12 protein-coding genes are annotated in these 15,517 nt (G+C 69.0%); 4 read left to right on the top strand and 8 right to left on the bottom strand.

Features of this window, described 5'->3' with window-relative positions:
* Positions 1–6: 6 nt before the first annotated feature.
* Together acnA and ACRY_RS03490 are read left to right on the top strand one after the other, a co-directional pair.
* Positions 7–2,694 carry an aconitate hydratase AcnA gene (gene acnA / locus ACRY_RS03495; RefSeq protein WP_007422011.1) on the top strand — a complete coding sequence of 896 codons (2,688 nt, stop codon included), beginning with the start codon at positions 7–9 and terminating at the stop codon, positions 2,692–2,694.
* A gap of 101 nt (positions 2,695–2,795) precedes the next feature.
* A complete protein-coding gene (locus tag ACRY_RS03490) occupies positions 2,796–3,497 on the top strand; it encodes an SDR family oxidoreductase (protein WP_011941356.1) in 702 nt (233 codons plus the stop codon).
* On the opposite strand, the gene ACRY_RS03485 is transcribed toward ACRY_RS03490, so the two are convergent.
* The 8 genes from ACRY_RS03485 to ACRY_RS03450 all read right to left on the bottom strand — a co-directional run bounded on the left by ACRY_RS03485 (position 3,494) and on the right by ACRY_RS03450 (position 13,073).
* The gene (locus ACRY_RS03485) at positions 3,494–4,855 is read right to left on the bottom strand and encodes a UDP-glucose dehydrogenase family protein (protein WP_011941355.1); all 1,362 of its coding nucleotides are present in this window, start codon (positions 4,853–4,855) and stop codon (positions 3,494–3,496) included. The two genes, ACRY_RS03490 and ACRY_RS03485, sit on opposite strands and share 4 nt — an antisense overlap.
* 4 nt (positions 4,856–4,859) lie before the next feature.
* A complete protein-coding gene (locus ACRY_RS03480) occupies positions 4,860–5,516 on the bottom strand; it encodes a histidine phosphatase family protein (RefSeq protein WP_011941354.1) in 657 nt (218 codons plus the stop codon).
* A complete protein-coding gene (locus ACRY_RS03475) occupies positions 5,473–6,315 on the bottom strand; it encodes a hypothetical protein (protein WP_011941353.1) in 843 nt (280 codons plus the stop codon). The genes ACRY_RS03480 and ACRY_RS03475 overlap by 44 nt, the downstream gene beginning before the upstream one ends.
* Complete coding sequence (locus tag ACRY_RS03470; protein ID WP_011941352.1) at positions 6,312–8,120, bottom strand: ABC transporter ATP-binding protein; 1,809 nt, start codon at positions 8,118–8,120, stop codon at positions 6,312–6,314. Before ACRY_RS03470 ends, ACRY_RS03475 begins: the two co-directional genes overlap by 4 nt.
* Positions 8,117–9,316, bottom strand: a complete 1,200-nt coding sequence (locus ACRY_RS03465) for a glycosyltransferase (RefSeq protein ID WP_011941351.1) — start codon at positions 9,314–9,316, stop codon at positions 8,117–8,119. The genes ACRY_RS03470 and ACRY_RS03465 overlap by 4 nt, the downstream gene beginning before the upstream one ends.
* Positions 9,313–10,677, bottom strand: coding sequence for a glycosyltransferase (locus ACRY_RS03460; protein ID WP_007422018.1), 1,365 nt, complete (start codon positions 10,675–10,677; stop codon positions 9,313–9,315). The genes ACRY_RS03465 and ACRY_RS03460 overlap by 4 nt, the downstream gene beginning before the upstream one ends.
* Positions 10,677–12,101, bottom strand: a complete 1,425-nt coding sequence (locus tag ACRY_RS03455) for a glycosyltransferase family protein (RefSeq protein ID WP_007422019.1) — start codon at positions 12,099–12,101, stop codon at positions 10,677–10,679. Before ACRY_RS03455 ends, ACRY_RS03460 begins: the two co-directional genes overlap by 1 nt.
* A gap of 159 nt (positions 12,102–12,260) precedes the next feature.
* Positions 12,261–13,073: a hypothetical protein gene (locus ACRY_RS03450; protein ID WP_011941350.1), complete on the bottom strand. Its 813-nt coding sequence runs from the start codon at positions 13,071–13,073 to the stop codon at positions 12,261–12,263.
* 177 nt (positions 13,074–13,250) lie between these two features.
* On the opposite strand from ACRY_RS03450, the gene ACRY_RS03445 reads away from it, so the two are divergent.
* Both ACRY_RS03445 and ACRY_RS03440 read left to right on the top strand, forming a co-directional pair.
* The gene (locus tag ACRY_RS03445; protein WP_007422021.1) at positions 13,251–14,084 is read left to right on the top strand and encodes a DUF6502 family protein; all 834 of its coding nucleotides are present in this window, start codon (positions 13,251–13,253) and stop codon (positions 14,082–14,084) included.
* Positions 14,071–15,360 (top strand): DUF5666 domain-containing protein, encoded by a 1,290-nt coding sequence (locus ACRY_RS03440; RefSeq protein ID WP_011941348.1) that lies wholly within the window; start codon positions 14,071–14,073, stop codon positions 15,358–15,360. Before ACRY_RS03445 ends, ACRY_RS03440 begins: the two co-directional genes overlap by 14 nt.
* The last annotated feature ends 157 nt before the right edge of the window (positions 15,361–15,517 follow it).

Here is a 15,517-nt window from a genome sequence, read left to right as displayed (position 1 = left end):
AACGCGATGAGCATGATCGGACGGGACAGTCTGCAAGTGGAAAAGACGCTGAGCGTCGATGGAAAGGACTACGCCTATTTCGCACTCAATGCCGCCGCTGAAAAGCTCGGCGACATTTCCCGCCTGCCGCGGACACTGAAAATCCTGCTGGAGAACGTCCTGCGCTTCGAGGACGGTTCGGCCTGCACGGTCGATGACGCGAAGGCGCTGGTCGAGTGGACCGCCCAGGCCCATTCCGACAAGGACGTGCCGTTCCGCCCAGCCCGCATCCTGATGCAGGACTTCACCGGCGTGCCGGCGGTGGTCGACCTCGCGGCGATGCGCGACGGCATTCTTCGCCTCGGCGGCAAGGCCGAGAAGGTCAACCCGCTGGTCCCCGTGGATCTCGTCATCGACCACTCGGTGATGGTCGACGTGTACGGCCGCAAGGACGCCCTGGAAAAGAACGTCGACATCGAGTTCGAGCGCAACGGCGAGCGCTATGAATTCCTCCGCTGGGGCCAGGAGGCGTTCGACAATTTCCGCGTCGTCCCGCCCGGCACCGGCATCTGCCACCAGGTCAACCTCGAATATCTCGCCCAGACCGTCTGGACGTCCGCGGCCAACGGCAAGAACTATGCCTATCCGGACACGCTGTTCGGCACCGACAGCCACACCACGATGGTCAACGGCCTCGGCGTGCTCGGCTGGGGCGTCGGCGGCATCGAGGCCGAGGCAGCCATGCTCGGCCAGCCGATCGCCATGCTGATCCCGGACGTGATCGGCTTCCGCCTCACCGGCAGCCTGCGCGAGGGCATCACCGCGACCGACCTGGTGCTGACCGTCACCCAGATGCTGCGCAAGAAAGGCGTTGTCGGCAAGTTCGTCGAATTCTACGGCGAGGGCCTCGACCACCTGCCGCTGGCCGACCGCGCGACGATCGCCAACATGGCGCCGGAATACGGGGCGACCTGCGGCTTCTTCCCGGTCGATGGCATCACGCTCGACTACATGCGCCTCTCCGGCCGCGACGAGCACCGCATCAAGCTGGTCGAGGCCTACGCCAAGGCCCAGGGCCTGTGGCGCGAGGGCGCCGATCCAGTGTTCTCCGACACGCTGGAACTCGATCTCTCCACCGTCGAGCCGTCGCTCGCCGGGCCGAAGCGCCCGCAGGACCGGGTCGCGCTGTCGCAGGCGTCCTCCGCCTTCGAGGCCGAGCTGACCAAAGGTCTCGGCGTCCCGGCGGACAAGGCCGGCGTCACCGCCGAGGTGAAGGGGAAGAATTTCTCGCTCACCCATGGCGACGTTGTGATCGCCGCGATCACCTCCTGCACCAACACGTCCAACCCCTCGGTGCTGATCGCCGCCGGCCTCGTCGCCCGCAAGGCCCGCGCCCTCGGCCTCACGCCGAAGCCCTGGGTCAAGACCTCCCTCGCCCCCGGCTCGCAGGTCGTCACCGAATATCTCAACCGCGCCGGCCTGCAGGACGATCTCGACGCGCTGGGCTTCGAGACGGTGGGCTATGGCTGCACCACCTGCATCGGCAATTCCGGCCCGCTGGATGACGCGATCGCCGATGCGATCGAGGACAACAAGCTGGTCGCCGTCTCGGTGCTGTCGGGCAACCGCAATTTCGAGGGCCGCGTGCATCCGAACGTGCGGGCGAACTACCTCGCTTCGCCGCCGCTGGTCGTCGCCTACGCGCTGCTCGGCACCATGCGCAAGGACATCACCAAGGACCCGATCGGCAAGGACAAGAACGGCAACGACGTCTTCCTGAAGGACATCTGGCCGACCACCGCCGAGATCGCGGCGATGGTGCAGTCCTCGCTCACCCGGGAGATGTTCCTCGATCGCTATGGCGACGTGTTCAAGGGGCCGAAGCAGTGGCAGGCGATCGCCGTTGAGGGCGAGTCGGACACCTATCGCTGGTCGGACAGTTCGACCTACGTCAAGAACCCGCCCTATTTCGAGGGCATGACGAAGGAGCCGGCGCCGGTAAAGGACATCACGGGCGCGCGCATCCTCGCCCTGCTCGGCGACTCGATCACCACCGACCACATCTCCCCGGCCGGTTCCTTCCGCAAGACGACGCCGGCCGGCGAATACCTGCTCGAGCGCCAGATCCAGCAGAAGGACTTCAACTCCTACGGCTCGCGCCGCGGCAATCATGAAATCATGATGCGCGGCACCTTCGCCAACATCCGCATCCGCAACGAGATGCTGGACAATGTCGAGGGCGGCTACTCGAAGCACTTCCCCTCGGGCGAGCAGCTGTCGATCTACGACGCGGCGATGCGCTACAAGAAGGAGGGCGTGCCGCTGGTGGTCTTCGCCGGCCGCGAATACGGCACCGGCTCCTCGCGCGACTGGGCGGCGAAGGGCACCGTGCTGCTCGGCGTCAAGGCGGTCATCGCCGAGAGCTTCGAGCGCATCCACCGCTCGAACCTGGTCGGCATGGGCGTGCTGCCGCTGGTCTTCAAGGACGGCACGACCCGCAAGACGCTGGCGCTGAAGGGCGACGAGACGATCGACATCGTCGGCCTCGAAAACCTCTCGCCACGCATGGATCTCGACATGGTGATCCGCCGCGCCAACGGCACGACCGACAAGGTCTCGCTGCTCTGCCGCGTCGATACCCGCGACGAGGTGCTCTACTACCAGAACGGCGGCATCCTGCACTTCGTGCTGCGCAACATGGCGAAGGCCGCCTGAGCGCACCCGCGCCGCCCCTTGACGGGGGCGGCGGCATGACGGCTTGAAGAGAGGCCGGCGCCGGATCCACGGCGCCGGCCTTTTGTCTGTCGGGAGGAACAATGGCCAAGGAACGGGTGCTGGTCACGGGCGGGGCTGCGGGCATCGGCGCGGCGAGCGTCGCGCGCTGCCGCGAGGAGGGCTACGAGGTCGTGGTGATCGACCGGATCGGCGATGGCATCGTCGCCGACCTGTCGGACCCGGCGGCGACCGAGGCCGCCCTAGCCGAGGCGCTGCGCGGCGGGCCGATCACCCGGCTGGTCAACAATGTCGGCACTGTCCGCCCCGCCCCGGTCGAGGCGCAGACCGTGGCCGATCTCGACGCCGTGGTCTCGCTCAACCTGCGCTGCAGCCTGCAATGCGTGCAGGCGCTGCTGCCCGGCATGAAGGCGGCCGGGTTCGGCCGCATCGTCAACATCGCCTCGCGCGCCGCCCTCGGCAAGGAAGACCGCACCGCCTACGCCGCGACCAAGGCCGGGCTGATCGGCATGGCGAAGGTCTGGGCGCTGGAACTCGGCCGCTTCGGCATCACCGCCAACGCCATCGGCCCCGGCCCGATCCGCACCGAGCTGTTCGACCGGGTAAACCCGCCGGACGATCCGCGCACCACGGCGATCATCGAGGGCATCCCGGTCCGCCGGATCGGCACCCCGGCGGACGTGGCGCACGCAATCGCCTATCTGCTCGACCAGCGCAGCGGCTTCGTCACCGGCCAGGTGCTCTATGTCTGCGGCGGCATGACCGTCGGCGCCGCCGGGGCCTAATCCGCAGCGGCGAGCGCCAGCTCCGCCTCGCCGGCAAGTGCTCGATGCGGCGCCGGCCGGCCGATCGCGTGATGGTCGAGCCCCGCCGCGCGCATCGCCGCCGGGTCGAATACGTTGCGCAGATCGACGACGACGCGCCCGCGCATCGTCGCGCGCAGCCAGTCCGGCGCCAGGGCGCGGAACTCGTTCCATTCGGTCACCAGCACCGCGCCATCCGCCCCGGCAAGCGCCGAAGCGGCACCCGACGCATAGACCACCTCCGCCGGCAGGTCCCGCCGCGCCTGCTCCATCCCGGCCGGATCGTAGGCCACCACCTCGGCGCCAAGCTCGACCAGCCGATGCACGATCGGGATCGCCGGGGAGTCGCGCATGTCGTCGGTCTCCGGCTTGAAGGTCAGGCCGAGCACGGCGATCCGCCGCCGCCGCACCGTGCCGCCGAAGGCTGCGAGGATCCGCCCAGCCATCGCGGCCTTGCGCGCCTCGTTCACGCTCACCACGGTCTCGACCAGCCGCGCCGGCGCATGCGCATCCTGGGCGATCCGCATCAGAGCCTGGGTGTCCTTCGGGAAGCACGAGCCGCCGAAACCGGGGCCGGGATGCAGGAATTTCGGGCCGATCCGCCGGTCGAGCCCCATGCCGCGGGCCAGTTCGTGAACATCCGCCCCGACCTGCTCGCACAGATCCGCCATCTCGTTGATGAAGGTGATCTTCATCGCGAGGAAGGCGTTGGTCGCGTATTTGATCAGCTCCGCCGTCTCCAGCCCGGTGCAGAGCAGCGTCACCCCGGCCGGGTTGAGCGGTCGGTAGAGCGCGCGCAGCACCGCCTCGGCCTGCACGCTGTCGGTGCCGACGACGATCCGGTCCGGCCGCATGAAATCCTCGATCGCGCTGCCCTCGCGCAGGAATTCCGGGTTCGAGGCCACAGGCACGTCGAGATCCGGCCGGATCTCGCGCATCAGCGCGGCGAGCCGCCGCCCGGTGCCCACCGGCACGGTCGATTTCGTCACCAGCACGGTCGGCGCCGGCAAGGCTGCGGCCAGCTCGGCGGCGGCGGCGAACACATGGGACAGATCGGCATGGCCATCGCCCCGGCGCGACGGCGTGCCGACGGCGAGAAATACGGCGTCGGCGCCGGGCAGCGCGCGGTCGAGCGCGGCCTCGAAGCGAAGCCGCCCCGCCCGCACGGAGTCGGCGACCAGCCGCTCCAGCCCGGGCTCATAGATCGGAATCCGCCCCGCCTGCAGCGCCGCGACGCGGCACGGGTCCTTTTCCACGACGATCACCTCGGTGCCCATGCTGGCGAAGCAGGCGCCGGAGACGAGCCCCACATAGCCGGCGCCGATCATGACGATGCGCATCGGTTCACTCCACGGTTTCATGTTGGAAAGGCGGCGCCACAACAGCCGCGCCGCCTAGGGAGAAGCGCCGCACCGCGCAGGGTGCGATCCTGATGCCGCGAAACCCGTCATCGCCACGCCCCTCGGCGCAGAGACAGGCGAGGCGGATCATGCCGGCATGGGTCACGGCCAGAACGGCCCCACCCCGCTGCGGCAGATCGGCGAAAAATCCATGCAACCGCGCCCGCGCCTCGGCCAGCGTCTCGCCGCCGGGAAAGCGCATCCCGCCGGGATCGCGCTTCCAGCACCGCAGCGCCTCGGGTGTTGCGGCGCGGATTTCGGTCTGGGTGCGTCCCTCCCAGTCGCCGAAAGCGATCTCGGCCAGCCGGTCATCGACGATCACCGCGACGTCGCCACGCCGCGCGGCGATGCAGCCGGCCGTCTGCCGCGCCCGCAGCAGCGGGCTGGTATAGATCGAAACGAGCGGCTCGTCGCTCAGCGCGGCGGCAAGGCCGGCGGCATCCGCCCAGCCCTCGGGCGAGAGCGGCAGGTCGCTGCGGCCCTGATAGCGGCCCTCGCCGGTCCACGCCGTCCGTCCATGCCGTGCGAGCAGCAGCGCCCGGCCGCCGGCGCGCGGGTCAGTAATGCACTGCAACGCCCAGCTCCAGCCGGCTGCCGGCATGAATTCCCTCCCCCGCCACGTTCACCTCGTAGAGCAGGAACGGCCGTATCACCTTGGTCAACCGCCAGGTCAGGCCGACCGCCGGCCGCACCAGATTGTAAATCTCGCCCTGCGCGCCGGGCGGAATCGTGCCGCTCTGCCGGATCGTCTTCACCGCGAACACCTCGCCGGTCAGCGCGAGCCGGCGGGTGAGATGGAGCGATAGATCGATCGTCGCGCGCAGCTGCGTCGCCGCCCCGTCGAGGAACATGCGCGCCCCCGCGACCATCGTCAGGCTGCCCCAGGGCCGCGAGATCCCGGCCTGGAAATCCGGCTCCACCGACCATCGCCCGGTGCCGAGCGCGGGCGAAGGCTTTGTCCGCCCCGCCGGGACGATGACATTCAGCGTGATGGAGTCCGCGAAACGCGCCGTCTGGATCAGCCCGTAATTCAGGCCGATTTCCTCGTCCTGCAGGCCGGACGAAACGCTCGCCGTCGGGATATGATGGCGGTCGGCGAAGCTGCGCACCCGGCCGCCGCGCAGATCGTATTCGATCGACAGATCATGCCCGATCCCCTGTACCCCGGTGACGCGATACTGCTTCGAACTCTCGCTCGACCCGCGCAGCGCATTGGTGGTGAAGCCGCCGGCGGGAAACGCCTGGTTGCCGTGAAACAGCCGCACCATCGGCTTGACGACGCCATCCCCCGCCGCCGGAATCCATGGATCGGCGCGAGCGGCGCGCAGCGGCACGGCAAGAGCGGCACCGGCGACGATGCCCGCGAGCAGACGTGGAACAGCGGGAACGGAACGGGTCATTGAGCCACCAGGCGAAGTTGGGGAGAAGGAGAATCGTCGCGCAGCGCCTGCCAGAGCGCTTTATATCGGCCGCCCTCGGCCAGCAGCGCCTCATGCGTGCCGCGCTGGACGATGCGGCCATCGTCGAGCACCAGGATTTCGTCGGCGGCGCGCACGGTGGAGAGCCGGTGCGCGATCACCAGGGCGGCGCGGTTCGCCGCCAGCCGGTCGAGCGCCGCCATCACCCGCCGCTCGGTGCCGGCATCGAGGCTGCTGCTCGGCTCGTCGAGAATGACGATCGGCGCGTCGCACAGCATGGCGCGGGCGATGGCGATGCACTGCCGCTGCCCGCCGGACAGGCTCTGCCCGCGCTCGGCGACCATGGTGTCGAACCCATCGGGCAGGCCCTCGACCATCGCATCGATCCCGACCGCACGCGCCGCCGCGATCGCCTCGTCCCGCCCCGCGCCCTCGCGCCCATAGGCGATGTTCTCCCACACACTCGCCTGGAACAGCACCGGGTCCTGCAGCACGAGGGCCACCTGTCGGCGCAGATCCGCGAGGCGCAACCCGCGAATATCCTGCCCGTCGAGCAGCACGGCACCGGATGTCGCGTCGTAGAAGCGCGGGATCAGGCTCGCGATCGTGCTCTTGCCCGAGCCGGTCGCGCCCACCAGTGCGATGGTGCGCCCGGCCTCCAGCGCGAAGGAAACGCCGTGCAGCACCTCGTGATCGTCGCGGTAGCCGAAGCCGACCTCGCGGAATTCGATCCGCGACGCCCGCCCGGCGAAGGGCAGCGCCTCCGGCGCCTCCGCGACACTCGACCGCTCGGCCCGGTATTCGCCGATCCGCTCGATCGCGACGGACGCCCGGCCGAACACCCGCCCGGTCTTGGCGAGCTGCCGCGCCGGGGTGGCGATGCCGCGCAGATAGGCGAGGAAGATCAGCAATTCCCCCGGCGTCAGCGTGCCGCGAATCACCGTCGCCGCGCCATACCAGGCGATCGCTCCGGTCGCGACCGCGATGGCGAGGTTCATCACCGGGCTGAACTGCGCCTGCACCGCATTGGCGTGCAGCCCGGCTTCGAGGCTGCGGCCGGCATGGGCGCCGAACCGCCCGTCCTCGTGCGGTTCGCGGCCGAAGGCCTGCACCACCTGCACGCTGCCGAGGATTTCCTGCATCACCCCGCTCAGCGTCGTCTCGTGCCGCCGCACCTGGCGCAGCGCGTGGCGCAGCCGCCCCGCATAGACCCGCGCGATCCAGAACAGCAGCGGTGCCACCGACAGCGCGATCAGCGCATACCGCCAGTCGATCAGCAGCATGACCGTCGCCATGCCGAGAATGGTCAGCCCGTGCGGCAGCAGGTCGATCCCCACCGCGACGATGAAATCCTGCAATTGCCGCACATCGCCGGTCAGCCGCGCCATCAGCTCGCCGGCGCGCTGGCGGCGGTGAAAGGCGAGCGACAGGCGTTGCAGATGCGCGAACAGGTCGGCGCGGATGGCGAAGACGATCCGCTGCCCGGCATCGAGAAACAGCCGGTTGCCGAGATAGACCAGCAGCGCGTCGGCGATGCCGAGCCCGAGCATGGCGAGGCCGAGCGTGTCGAGCAGCGCCATCCGATGGGTGAGCGGATCGGGCAGCACCCCGTGCAGCCAGGGCGCCAGCCGGCGCTGGAAGATCACGTTGTCGATGATGAATTTCAGCGGCCAGGGAAGCATCAGCAAAACGCCGGCCCGCGCCGCCATCACCGCGGCACCAGCCGAAAGCGCCCGCCATTCCGAGCGGAGATAGGCGCGGAGCCAGGCCCCGCCCGGCCCGGTCATGCGGGCAGCCGGACCGGTGCGAGGGCGAGGCAGAGCCGCACCACGTCACGCCAGTCGCGCCCGGCCAACCGTTGCCGGCCACGCCAACCCATCGTCTGGCAGGCGGCCTGATCGGCAAGCAGGCGCGACAGCGCCGCCTGCAGCGCAATACCATCGCCGGCCGGATAGAGCAGCCCCGTTTCGCCATGGGCGACGATGCCGTCGATCTCGCCGATCTCCGGCGCAACCACCGCGCGCCCGGCCGCCAGCGACTCAAAAATCTTCAGCGGCGAGAAATAGAAATCCGGCTGCGGCAGATAGGGGGCAACGGTGAAGTCCATCGCCCCGAGCCAGCCTGGAATCTCGCCATGCGGGATGCGTCCCGGCAGCGTCACCCGGTTGGCGAGGCCGAGTTTCGCCACAAGTGCCGCCACGGCCTCGCGCTCCGGCCCGTCACCGACCGCAAGAAGGTGCAGGTCAGGATGCCACGCCGCAGCGGCCGCAATCGCCTCGATCAGGAACGGCACGCCATGCCAGGTCTTGAAACTGCCGATGAAGCCGGCAATCCGCCGGCCGGCGAGCCCGAGCCGGGCACGGATCACCGCCCCGATGGCATCAACATTGGCGAACCGCGCCAGATCGACACCGTTCGGCACGACATGAATGCGATCGGTCCGGCCGATCACGCCGGCGACCTGCGCCGCCACCTGCCGCGAGACGGCGATGATTGCATCCGCCCCGCGATACGAGGCTTCCTCGGCCTCCAGCGCCTCATCGACGAGATACAGGCCACGGAATCGCCGCTGCTCCTCGACCAGCGGCGCATTGACCTCGAGAATCCGCGGCACGCCGAGCCGCGCAGCGATGGAAACGCCAGCGCGATGGAACAGCGCGTGCCGCTCGTAGACCAGATCCGGCTCGATGCCGAGGCGGGCAAGCGTCGAGCAGATCCGGTCCGCGACCAACCCGTCATGATCGAGACGCACACGCTCGCGCCGCTCGATCTCGTTGCCGATCGACATGTCGGCCGGCGGCGCGCCGAATTGCAGGATCCGCGCCGGCGGCGGCGGGTTACCGACGCCGCGCGTGGTGCAGGCGAGCGTCACCTCATGGCCGAGCGCCGCCGCGGCCGTGACGAATTCGCGCACATGCACCGAAGCACCCTTGTCACCCTCGACCGGAATGCCGCGGTCGAGATTGAGATACAGGATCTTCATGGCGCGACCTCCGCCAGGGAGGGCTGCGCCGCCAGACCCTCGGCGCGGAACCGCGAACCGCCTTTCGGCGGCGCCTCCTCGCACTCGGCGCAGCCGAAGAGCGCGTGCAGCCGACGCGTCGTCTTCCACAGGTCGAACTCGCCCTCGAGCCGCGCCCGACCTGCCGCCGCCAGGCGCCGCGCCTGCGCGCGATCGGCCAGCGTTGCCTCGATCGCCGTGGCCAGCGCCGCGGGGTCGCGCGGTGGCACCAGCCGCCCGGTCTCGCCGTCGCGCACCAGTTCGGGAATCCCCGATACGCTGGTCGAGACCACCGGCACGCCGATCGCCATCGCTTCGGCAATCACATTCGGAATCCCGTCCCGGTCACCATCCTCGGTGATGCGCGGCGCCAGCGCGAAGGCATCGGCGGTGCCATAGAGCGTGATCAGGTCGGCATGGGTCATCGCGCCGTCGAGCGTCACGATGCCCTCCAGCCCGCTCGCCGTGATCTGCGCCTGCAGTTCCGCCCGCAGCGGCCCCTCGCCGACGATCCGGCAGCGGAACGCAATCCCGCGATCACGCAGCAGGGCGCAGGCGGCGATCAGGTCATCATGGCCCTTCTTGGGCACGAGCCGGCCCACCGAGAGAATCAGCCGGCCTTCCGCCGGCTTCGCCTCGGCCACCTTGCGGGCGCCGAACAGGCCGAGATCGATACCGTGATAGACAAGATGGATCTTGTCGGCCTGGTCACCGAGCAGCGAAGCCAGATACCGCACATTGTAGCCCGTGCAGGTGGCCACGAAGCGCGCGGCCTGGCCGCGCTTGCGGATCACCTCCGGCGGCGTGAGATAGAGATCCTTGGCATGCGCCGTGAAGCTGAACGGCAGCCCGGTCATCATGCTGGCGAACCAGGCCGAGGCTGCCGGCGCATTGGCGAAATGGGCGTGGATATGGCGGATGCCGTGGGTCCGGCACAAGGTCGCGATCACGCCGCCGCGCAGGAACTGCTTCCAGACCGAAAGCGGCGTAGGCGACCGCGTGCACCACAGCGCGGCACGGGCGACGGCGCCAAGATAGCGCAGCGGCGCGGCAGCGATAGCGCGGGCATGGGCGTGGGCAATCTCCCGCCGTCCTGCCCGGGCGCTTGCCGCCGGCACAGGATGCAGCGGCGCCTCCACCTCGGCGACCATCGGATGATGCGGAGGTGGTTCCGGCGGCAGCAGCGAGACGATGTGCAGCTTCGTCCCGAGCCGCTCCATCGCGCGGATCTCGTTGAGGATGAAGGTCTCGGTCAGGCGCGGATAACGCTTCATGACATAGGCGATCGGCGCATCCGCGAGGTCCGGCTCTCCGGCGAGATCGAGATAGGCAAAGGCAGGCATCAGGCAAACTCCCCGGCAATGCCGGAGGCGGCCGAACGCGCCTCGATGGCGGTTGCAAGATGGGCGGCGACGCGTTCGGCGCCGTTGAGGTCGAGTTGCGCCCAGGCAACGGACGAAGGCGGCGGCGCGGCGAGGGCGGCCGGAATCTCCCGCGCGAGACGGTCGGCGAGATCCGGCCCCTGCTCGATGGCGCGCACAAGGCCGAGACGGGCCAGCAGATGCGCCCGTAGACGTTGTTCCGCCCGCGGCGCTGGCCGCGGCACCAGGATCGTCCGCTTGCGCGCGGCGATCAGTTCTGCGCTGGTATTGTAGCCCGCCATCGCGATCACGAGATCGGCGGCACGCAGGCTCGGCAGCGGGTCGGTGATGTAATCGACGAGATCGATGTCCTCCCGCCCCGCCGCCGTGGCGGTGAGCGCCGCACGCTGGTCGACCGACATCAGCGGACCGGTGACGATCACCGAATGGCAGGCTCCCGGCGCCATTCGCGACAGGCCGTGCAGATAGGCCTCCATCAGCGCGAACCCGTCGCCGCCGCCACCCGCCGTCACCAGCACGACCTTGCGCCCCGCAGCTCGCGCGGCGGACCAGCACGGCGTGCCTTCCTCGGCATCCGGCCGCAGCAGATCGGCAGCAACGACATGGCCGCAATAGCGCACCCGCGCAGCCGTCTCGCCCGCGATTCCGTAGGCATCGACGACGTCGAACAGCTTGCGCGACCCATAGACGAGGATGTCGTCATACGCCTGCTCGAGCAGCGGCAGGATCTCCTGCTCGGCCCAGGTGGCGCGCACCGTGTCCGGACTGTCGAGAATGTCGCGCAGCCCGAGCATCACCCGCGTGTCCGGCAGGTCGCGGCGCATCATCGCGAGCGTGGGCAGGATTTCCCCGTTCATCCCCGCCGGCGCGTGGTCGACAAGGAAGATATCCGGCCGGTAGCGCAGCGCGAGCGTGAGGATCAGCGCGGCGCGATACCCCTTGACCAGACCGAAACTATGCCCGGCTTCGCGGGCCGCATAGGTTTCCGCGCCGGTCTTCACCACCGGCGGCAGCGGATGCACATGCAGTCCCGAGGGCAGCCGCCACTGGGCGATGACCGGCGAGCCGGTCAGCAGATGGACCGAGAATTGACCGGCCTCCAGCAGGCGCTCGGCGATCGCGAGGTTCCGCCGCAGATGCCCGAGGCCGAACGTGTCGTGAGAATACAGGAAAACCACCGCCGGCCCGACCCGTCCGGCACACGGAATGAGCGGGCGCAGCCTGGCCCTGCGGGCATTGCCCTGATGACGGCGCTCGGAAGGCGCCGGATCCCGGTCTCCCGCCTCGGCGTCCCGCGGATCACGCCCCGGCATCCACCCCTGCCGCCAGACCGCCCCTGCGCCTCCCGGACCATTGTCCAGTTCGACAACCTGAACGTCACGCATTTCGGGCTCCTTTCTGACGGCCTCGGCGCGGATTATTGTGGGAGAAAGTTCCACGGTCAAGAAGTAAAGCAAGCGTGATCGTGCGCAGCCAGTCGCGCCGAGTGCAGGCGTCAGCTCCGGCCCTCGTTCGATGAACTTTTACAAGTTATTGAAAACGCCTCAGAAATGCGCCATCACGCCGAAGCCGGCGCCGAACGCCGCGCTTTGCGAAGTCAGCCCGCGGGTCGCATAAACCTGCAATTCCCAACGGAAATTCATCCGCAGGTTATATGCCAGTATGGCAGAAGCCACCGCAGTCCGCCGCTTCTGGATCGGCGTGTGGCCGATCACGATCACGCTGAGGAACTGGCGCGGCGCCACCGCCACGGCCACGCCAGGCTCGAACGTCACAACGTTCTGCAGGTGAAGTGCCGGCAACCGGCCGACAATGCGGTACCCCAGTTGCAGGTAGGGAAACACCCGCGTACCCGCCCGCCAGACCATCCGCAGCCCGGCCTCCTCGTCGAAGCGGCCGGTGCCGAGCCCCTTGGCATAGGAGGCCACCGGCACCTTGACCTTCACATAAGGCTCGAACGATGGCCGGACACCCCGCGCCCGATCGAGCCGGTACTCCGCCTTGAGCCACATGTCGCCGGGCCCGCTGCGCACCGCGCCGGACCCGGTGCTGGCGATGATCGATTGCCCGGCAACGATACCGGCGCCGGTGACCGCAATGTAGGGAAGCTCGACCCGTAATCGAAGGTTCCGATGGCGATAGGTGATCGAAAGCGGCAGATCGTAGATGTGAATCGTGTGCCTGGTGCCGAAACGTCCGGTGAAATAGGACGGCTCGAGTCCAATGGTGAATCCCGCCGGTGATGCCGCATGCACCAGCACCGGCCATTGTGCCGTAGCGAGAGCGGCCAGCGCGGGCAGCAGAACACCCCTACCCCTGCCCCTGCCCTTCGCTCGCACGCCGGCTCCGGTGGTCATCCTACCCCCCTGTCACGCGGTTCCATTAACATAGCGGAATATGGCGATCCAAGGCGCCATGCCGCTGTCATGGAATTGCAATTTTCATATCTTGCATTATGTGGGATATTATCACACAGTTTGATGGGTCAGGGTGCCGGATCCGCTGACCGACAGGCATGCGACGGACGTGCAGGAATGGAATCTGATATCGAACACATGCTGCGCCGGCTGCTGCGCCCCCTCGTCGCCTATCTCATGCGGCGGGGGCTGGGTTACATCGCGTTCCGCGACCTGCTCAAGCGCGTCTATGTGGACGAGGCGCTGCGCGGGCACGAGGGCGATGAAGCCCCGACCGACAGCCAGATCAGCGTCGTCACCGGTATCAACCGCCGCGAGGTCAAGCGGCTCCGCGAAATCGCCACGCACCCCGACACGGCCGAACCGCGCGACCGGATGGCCGGGGTCAACGCCGCCGCGCGTGTGGTCGGCACTTGGGTCTCGGCCGCCGCCTTCCGCGGCCCGGACGGCGCGCCCCTGCCCCTGACGACCCGCGGCGAGGGGGACGACCCCGGTTTCGACGCCCTCCTGCGGGCGGCCAAGGTCGATGTGCGGGCCCGCACCGTCATCGAGGAACTTGAACGCGCCGGCGTCGTCGAACGCCTGGCGGACGACCGGCTGCGCCTCCTGCGCACCGCCTTCACCCCCACCGAACCGCGAGAAAAGCTTCTCTTCCTCGGCGCCAATGTCGGCGACCACATGCGCAGCGCCTTCCATAATCTCGCCGGTGAAACGCCGGTCTTCATCGAGCGCGCCCTGTTTCATAACGGCATCGGCGCCAGCCGCCTGAACGCCGCCCGTCCGGTGTTGTCCGACATGGCGGACCGGCTGCTGCGCCAGTGCAACGAGCAACTGCTCGAAGGCAATCTCGCCAGCACGGACGCCGCAGGCGGTGATCCGGAACGCGAAGCCCTGCGCCGCCTCCGCCTCGGCGTCTATTATTACGAGACCGACGCCGATGACCGCCCCTGACAGCCACACTGCGCGCGCGCCCCGCGTCGTCGCCCTGCTGATCGCAGCACTTCTCTCTCTTGGCCTGCCCGTCGCCAGGGCCCAGGGCGCGGGCGGCATCGGCGGCACCGGCATTGAACAGGAAGCCGGCGGCATCGGCGGCACCGGGATCGGCGAGGAGACCGGCGGCATCGGCGGCACCGGCATCCAGCGCGCCCCCGGCGGCATCGGCGGCACCGGCGCCCCGATCGTCGGCTATGGCCCCATCCAGCGATTCGGCAGCGTCTTCGTCAATGGCCGCGAATACCGGATCGACGCGGACACGCTGGTGACGATCGACGGTCATCCGGCAACCGTGGCGAGCCTGCGGGTCGGCGACATCGCCCTCGTGCGCGGCGTCGCCATCGGAGCGCATGGCGGGTTCGCCCGCAGCATCGCCACCTGGCAGGCGATCATCGGGCCGGTCTCGCACGTGGCGGATGGCGGGCATGTCATCACCGTGCTGCGGCAGACGGTCACCCTCGGCGCCAGCGTGCGGCCGCCGCGGCTTCGCCCCGGGCAGGTGGTCGGACTCTCGGCACAGCGCCTGGCGAATGGCGAATGGGTTGCACACCGGGTTACGGTCCTGCCGCCGACGCACGCCTTCCGGCTCGAAGCCGCGGTGAACACTGCCGGGGCAGGCCACGTAACGATAGGCCGCCTCACCCTGCGCGCCGACCCGGCACAAATCGCTGGGCTCCATGCCGGCGAGCGTGTCGTTGCCTCTGGCATCATCGTCAACGGCCACCCTGTACTGACCACGCTCGAACCGCGACCGATCCAGCTCGGCGCGCCGGGAACGCGGGTCGAGGTCCGGAACTATTTCCGCTCGACCGGCAATGGCCGGCTGCTGGCCGCCGACGGAATGGAAGCGACCGAGCGGGCCGGCCGGCAACGACTCTCCGGCCTCTACCCCGTCGAAGTCGTCGGCGAGATCGCGGAAAACGGCGAGATCTCGGCCACGGAAGTCACGCCCGAAGTCCCGTCGCTGCCGCAATCCGAACCGCCCGCGACCAAGGCGGGCCCAAGCGGCAGCACCACGAAATCCTCCGCCGCTGCAGAGGTCCGCACGAATGAGGGCCCGGCCGGAAATCCCGGCACCGCCCACGCTTCGGGCGACGTCGAACCCCCAGAGGTGGGTGAAACGCCCGATACCGAAGCCGCGGAGGTCGAGGCGCCGGAGATCGAGGTGCCAAGCCCGCAAACACCAGAGCCGGATATCGACGCACCGGAAATCGAACCGCCGGCCGACCAGTAGGCGACGGCGGTTCATCCGATAAGCCCCGCGGCATCGCCCGAAAGGCCGATGCCGCCCGAAGCTTGCCGGAACCCGTCCCGTACGTTCCGAAATCTGCTGCAAAATCCATGATCCGGTCGAACCGGCCGAGACATTGCACCTGGTATCACCGCCATCA

The organism is Acidiphilium cryptum JF-5, from assembly GCF_000016725.1.
Taxonomy (GTDB): domain Bacteria; phylum Pseudomonadota; class Alphaproteobacteria; order Acetobacterales; family Acetobacteraceae; genus Acidiphilium; species Acidiphilium multivorum.
This window is presented reverse-complemented; position numbering and strand designations above follow the sequence as displayed.

Coding starts and splice junctions, on each gene's coding strand:
- acnA (WP_007422011.1), top strand. CDS start 7: ATGAGCATGATCGGACGGGACAGTCTGCAAGTGGAAAAGACGCTGAGC.
- ACRY_RS03490 (WP_011941356.1), top strand. CDS start 2,796: ATGGCCAAGGAACGGGTGCTGGTCACGGGCGGGGCTGCGGGCATCGGC.
- ACRY_RS03485 (WP_011941355.1), bottom strand. CDS start 4,855: ATGCGCATCGTCATGATCGGCGCCGGCTATGTGGGGCTCGTCTCCGGC.
- ACRY_RS03480 (WP_011941354.1), bottom strand. CDS start 5,516: ATGCCGGCAGCCGGCTGGAGCTGGGCGTTGCAGTGCATTACTGACCCG.
- ACRY_RS03475 (WP_011941353.1), bottom strand. CDS start 6,315: ATGACCCGTTCCGTTCCCGCTGTTCCACGTCTGCTCGCGGGCATCGTC.
- ACRY_RS03470 (WP_011941352.1), bottom strand. CDS start 8,120: ATGACCGGGCCGGGCGGGGCCTGGCTCCGCGCCTATCTCCGCTCGGAA.
- ACRY_RS03465 (WP_011941351.1), bottom strand. CDS start 9,316: ATGAAGATCCTGTATCTCAATCTCGACCGCGGCATTCCGGTCGAGGGT.
- ACRY_RS03460 (WP_007422018.1), bottom strand. CDS start 10,677: ATGCCTGCCTTTGCCTATCTCGATCTCGCCGGAGAGCCGGACCTCGCG.
- ACRY_RS03455 (WP_007422019.1), bottom strand. CDS start 12,101: ATGCGTGACGTTCAGGTTGTCGAACTGGACAATGGTCCGGGAGGCGCA.
- ACRY_RS03450 (WP_011941350.1), bottom strand. CDS start 13,073: ATGACCACCGGAGCCGGCGTGCGAGCGAAGGGCAGGGGCAGGGGTAGG.
- ACRY_RS03445 (WP_007422021.1), top strand. CDS start 13,251: ATGGAATCTGATATCGAACACATGCTGCGCCGGCTGCTGCGCCCCCTC.
- ACRY_RS03440 (WP_011941348.1), top strand. CDS start 14,071: ATGACCGCCCCTGACAGCCACACTGCGCGCGCGCCCCGCGTCGTCGCC.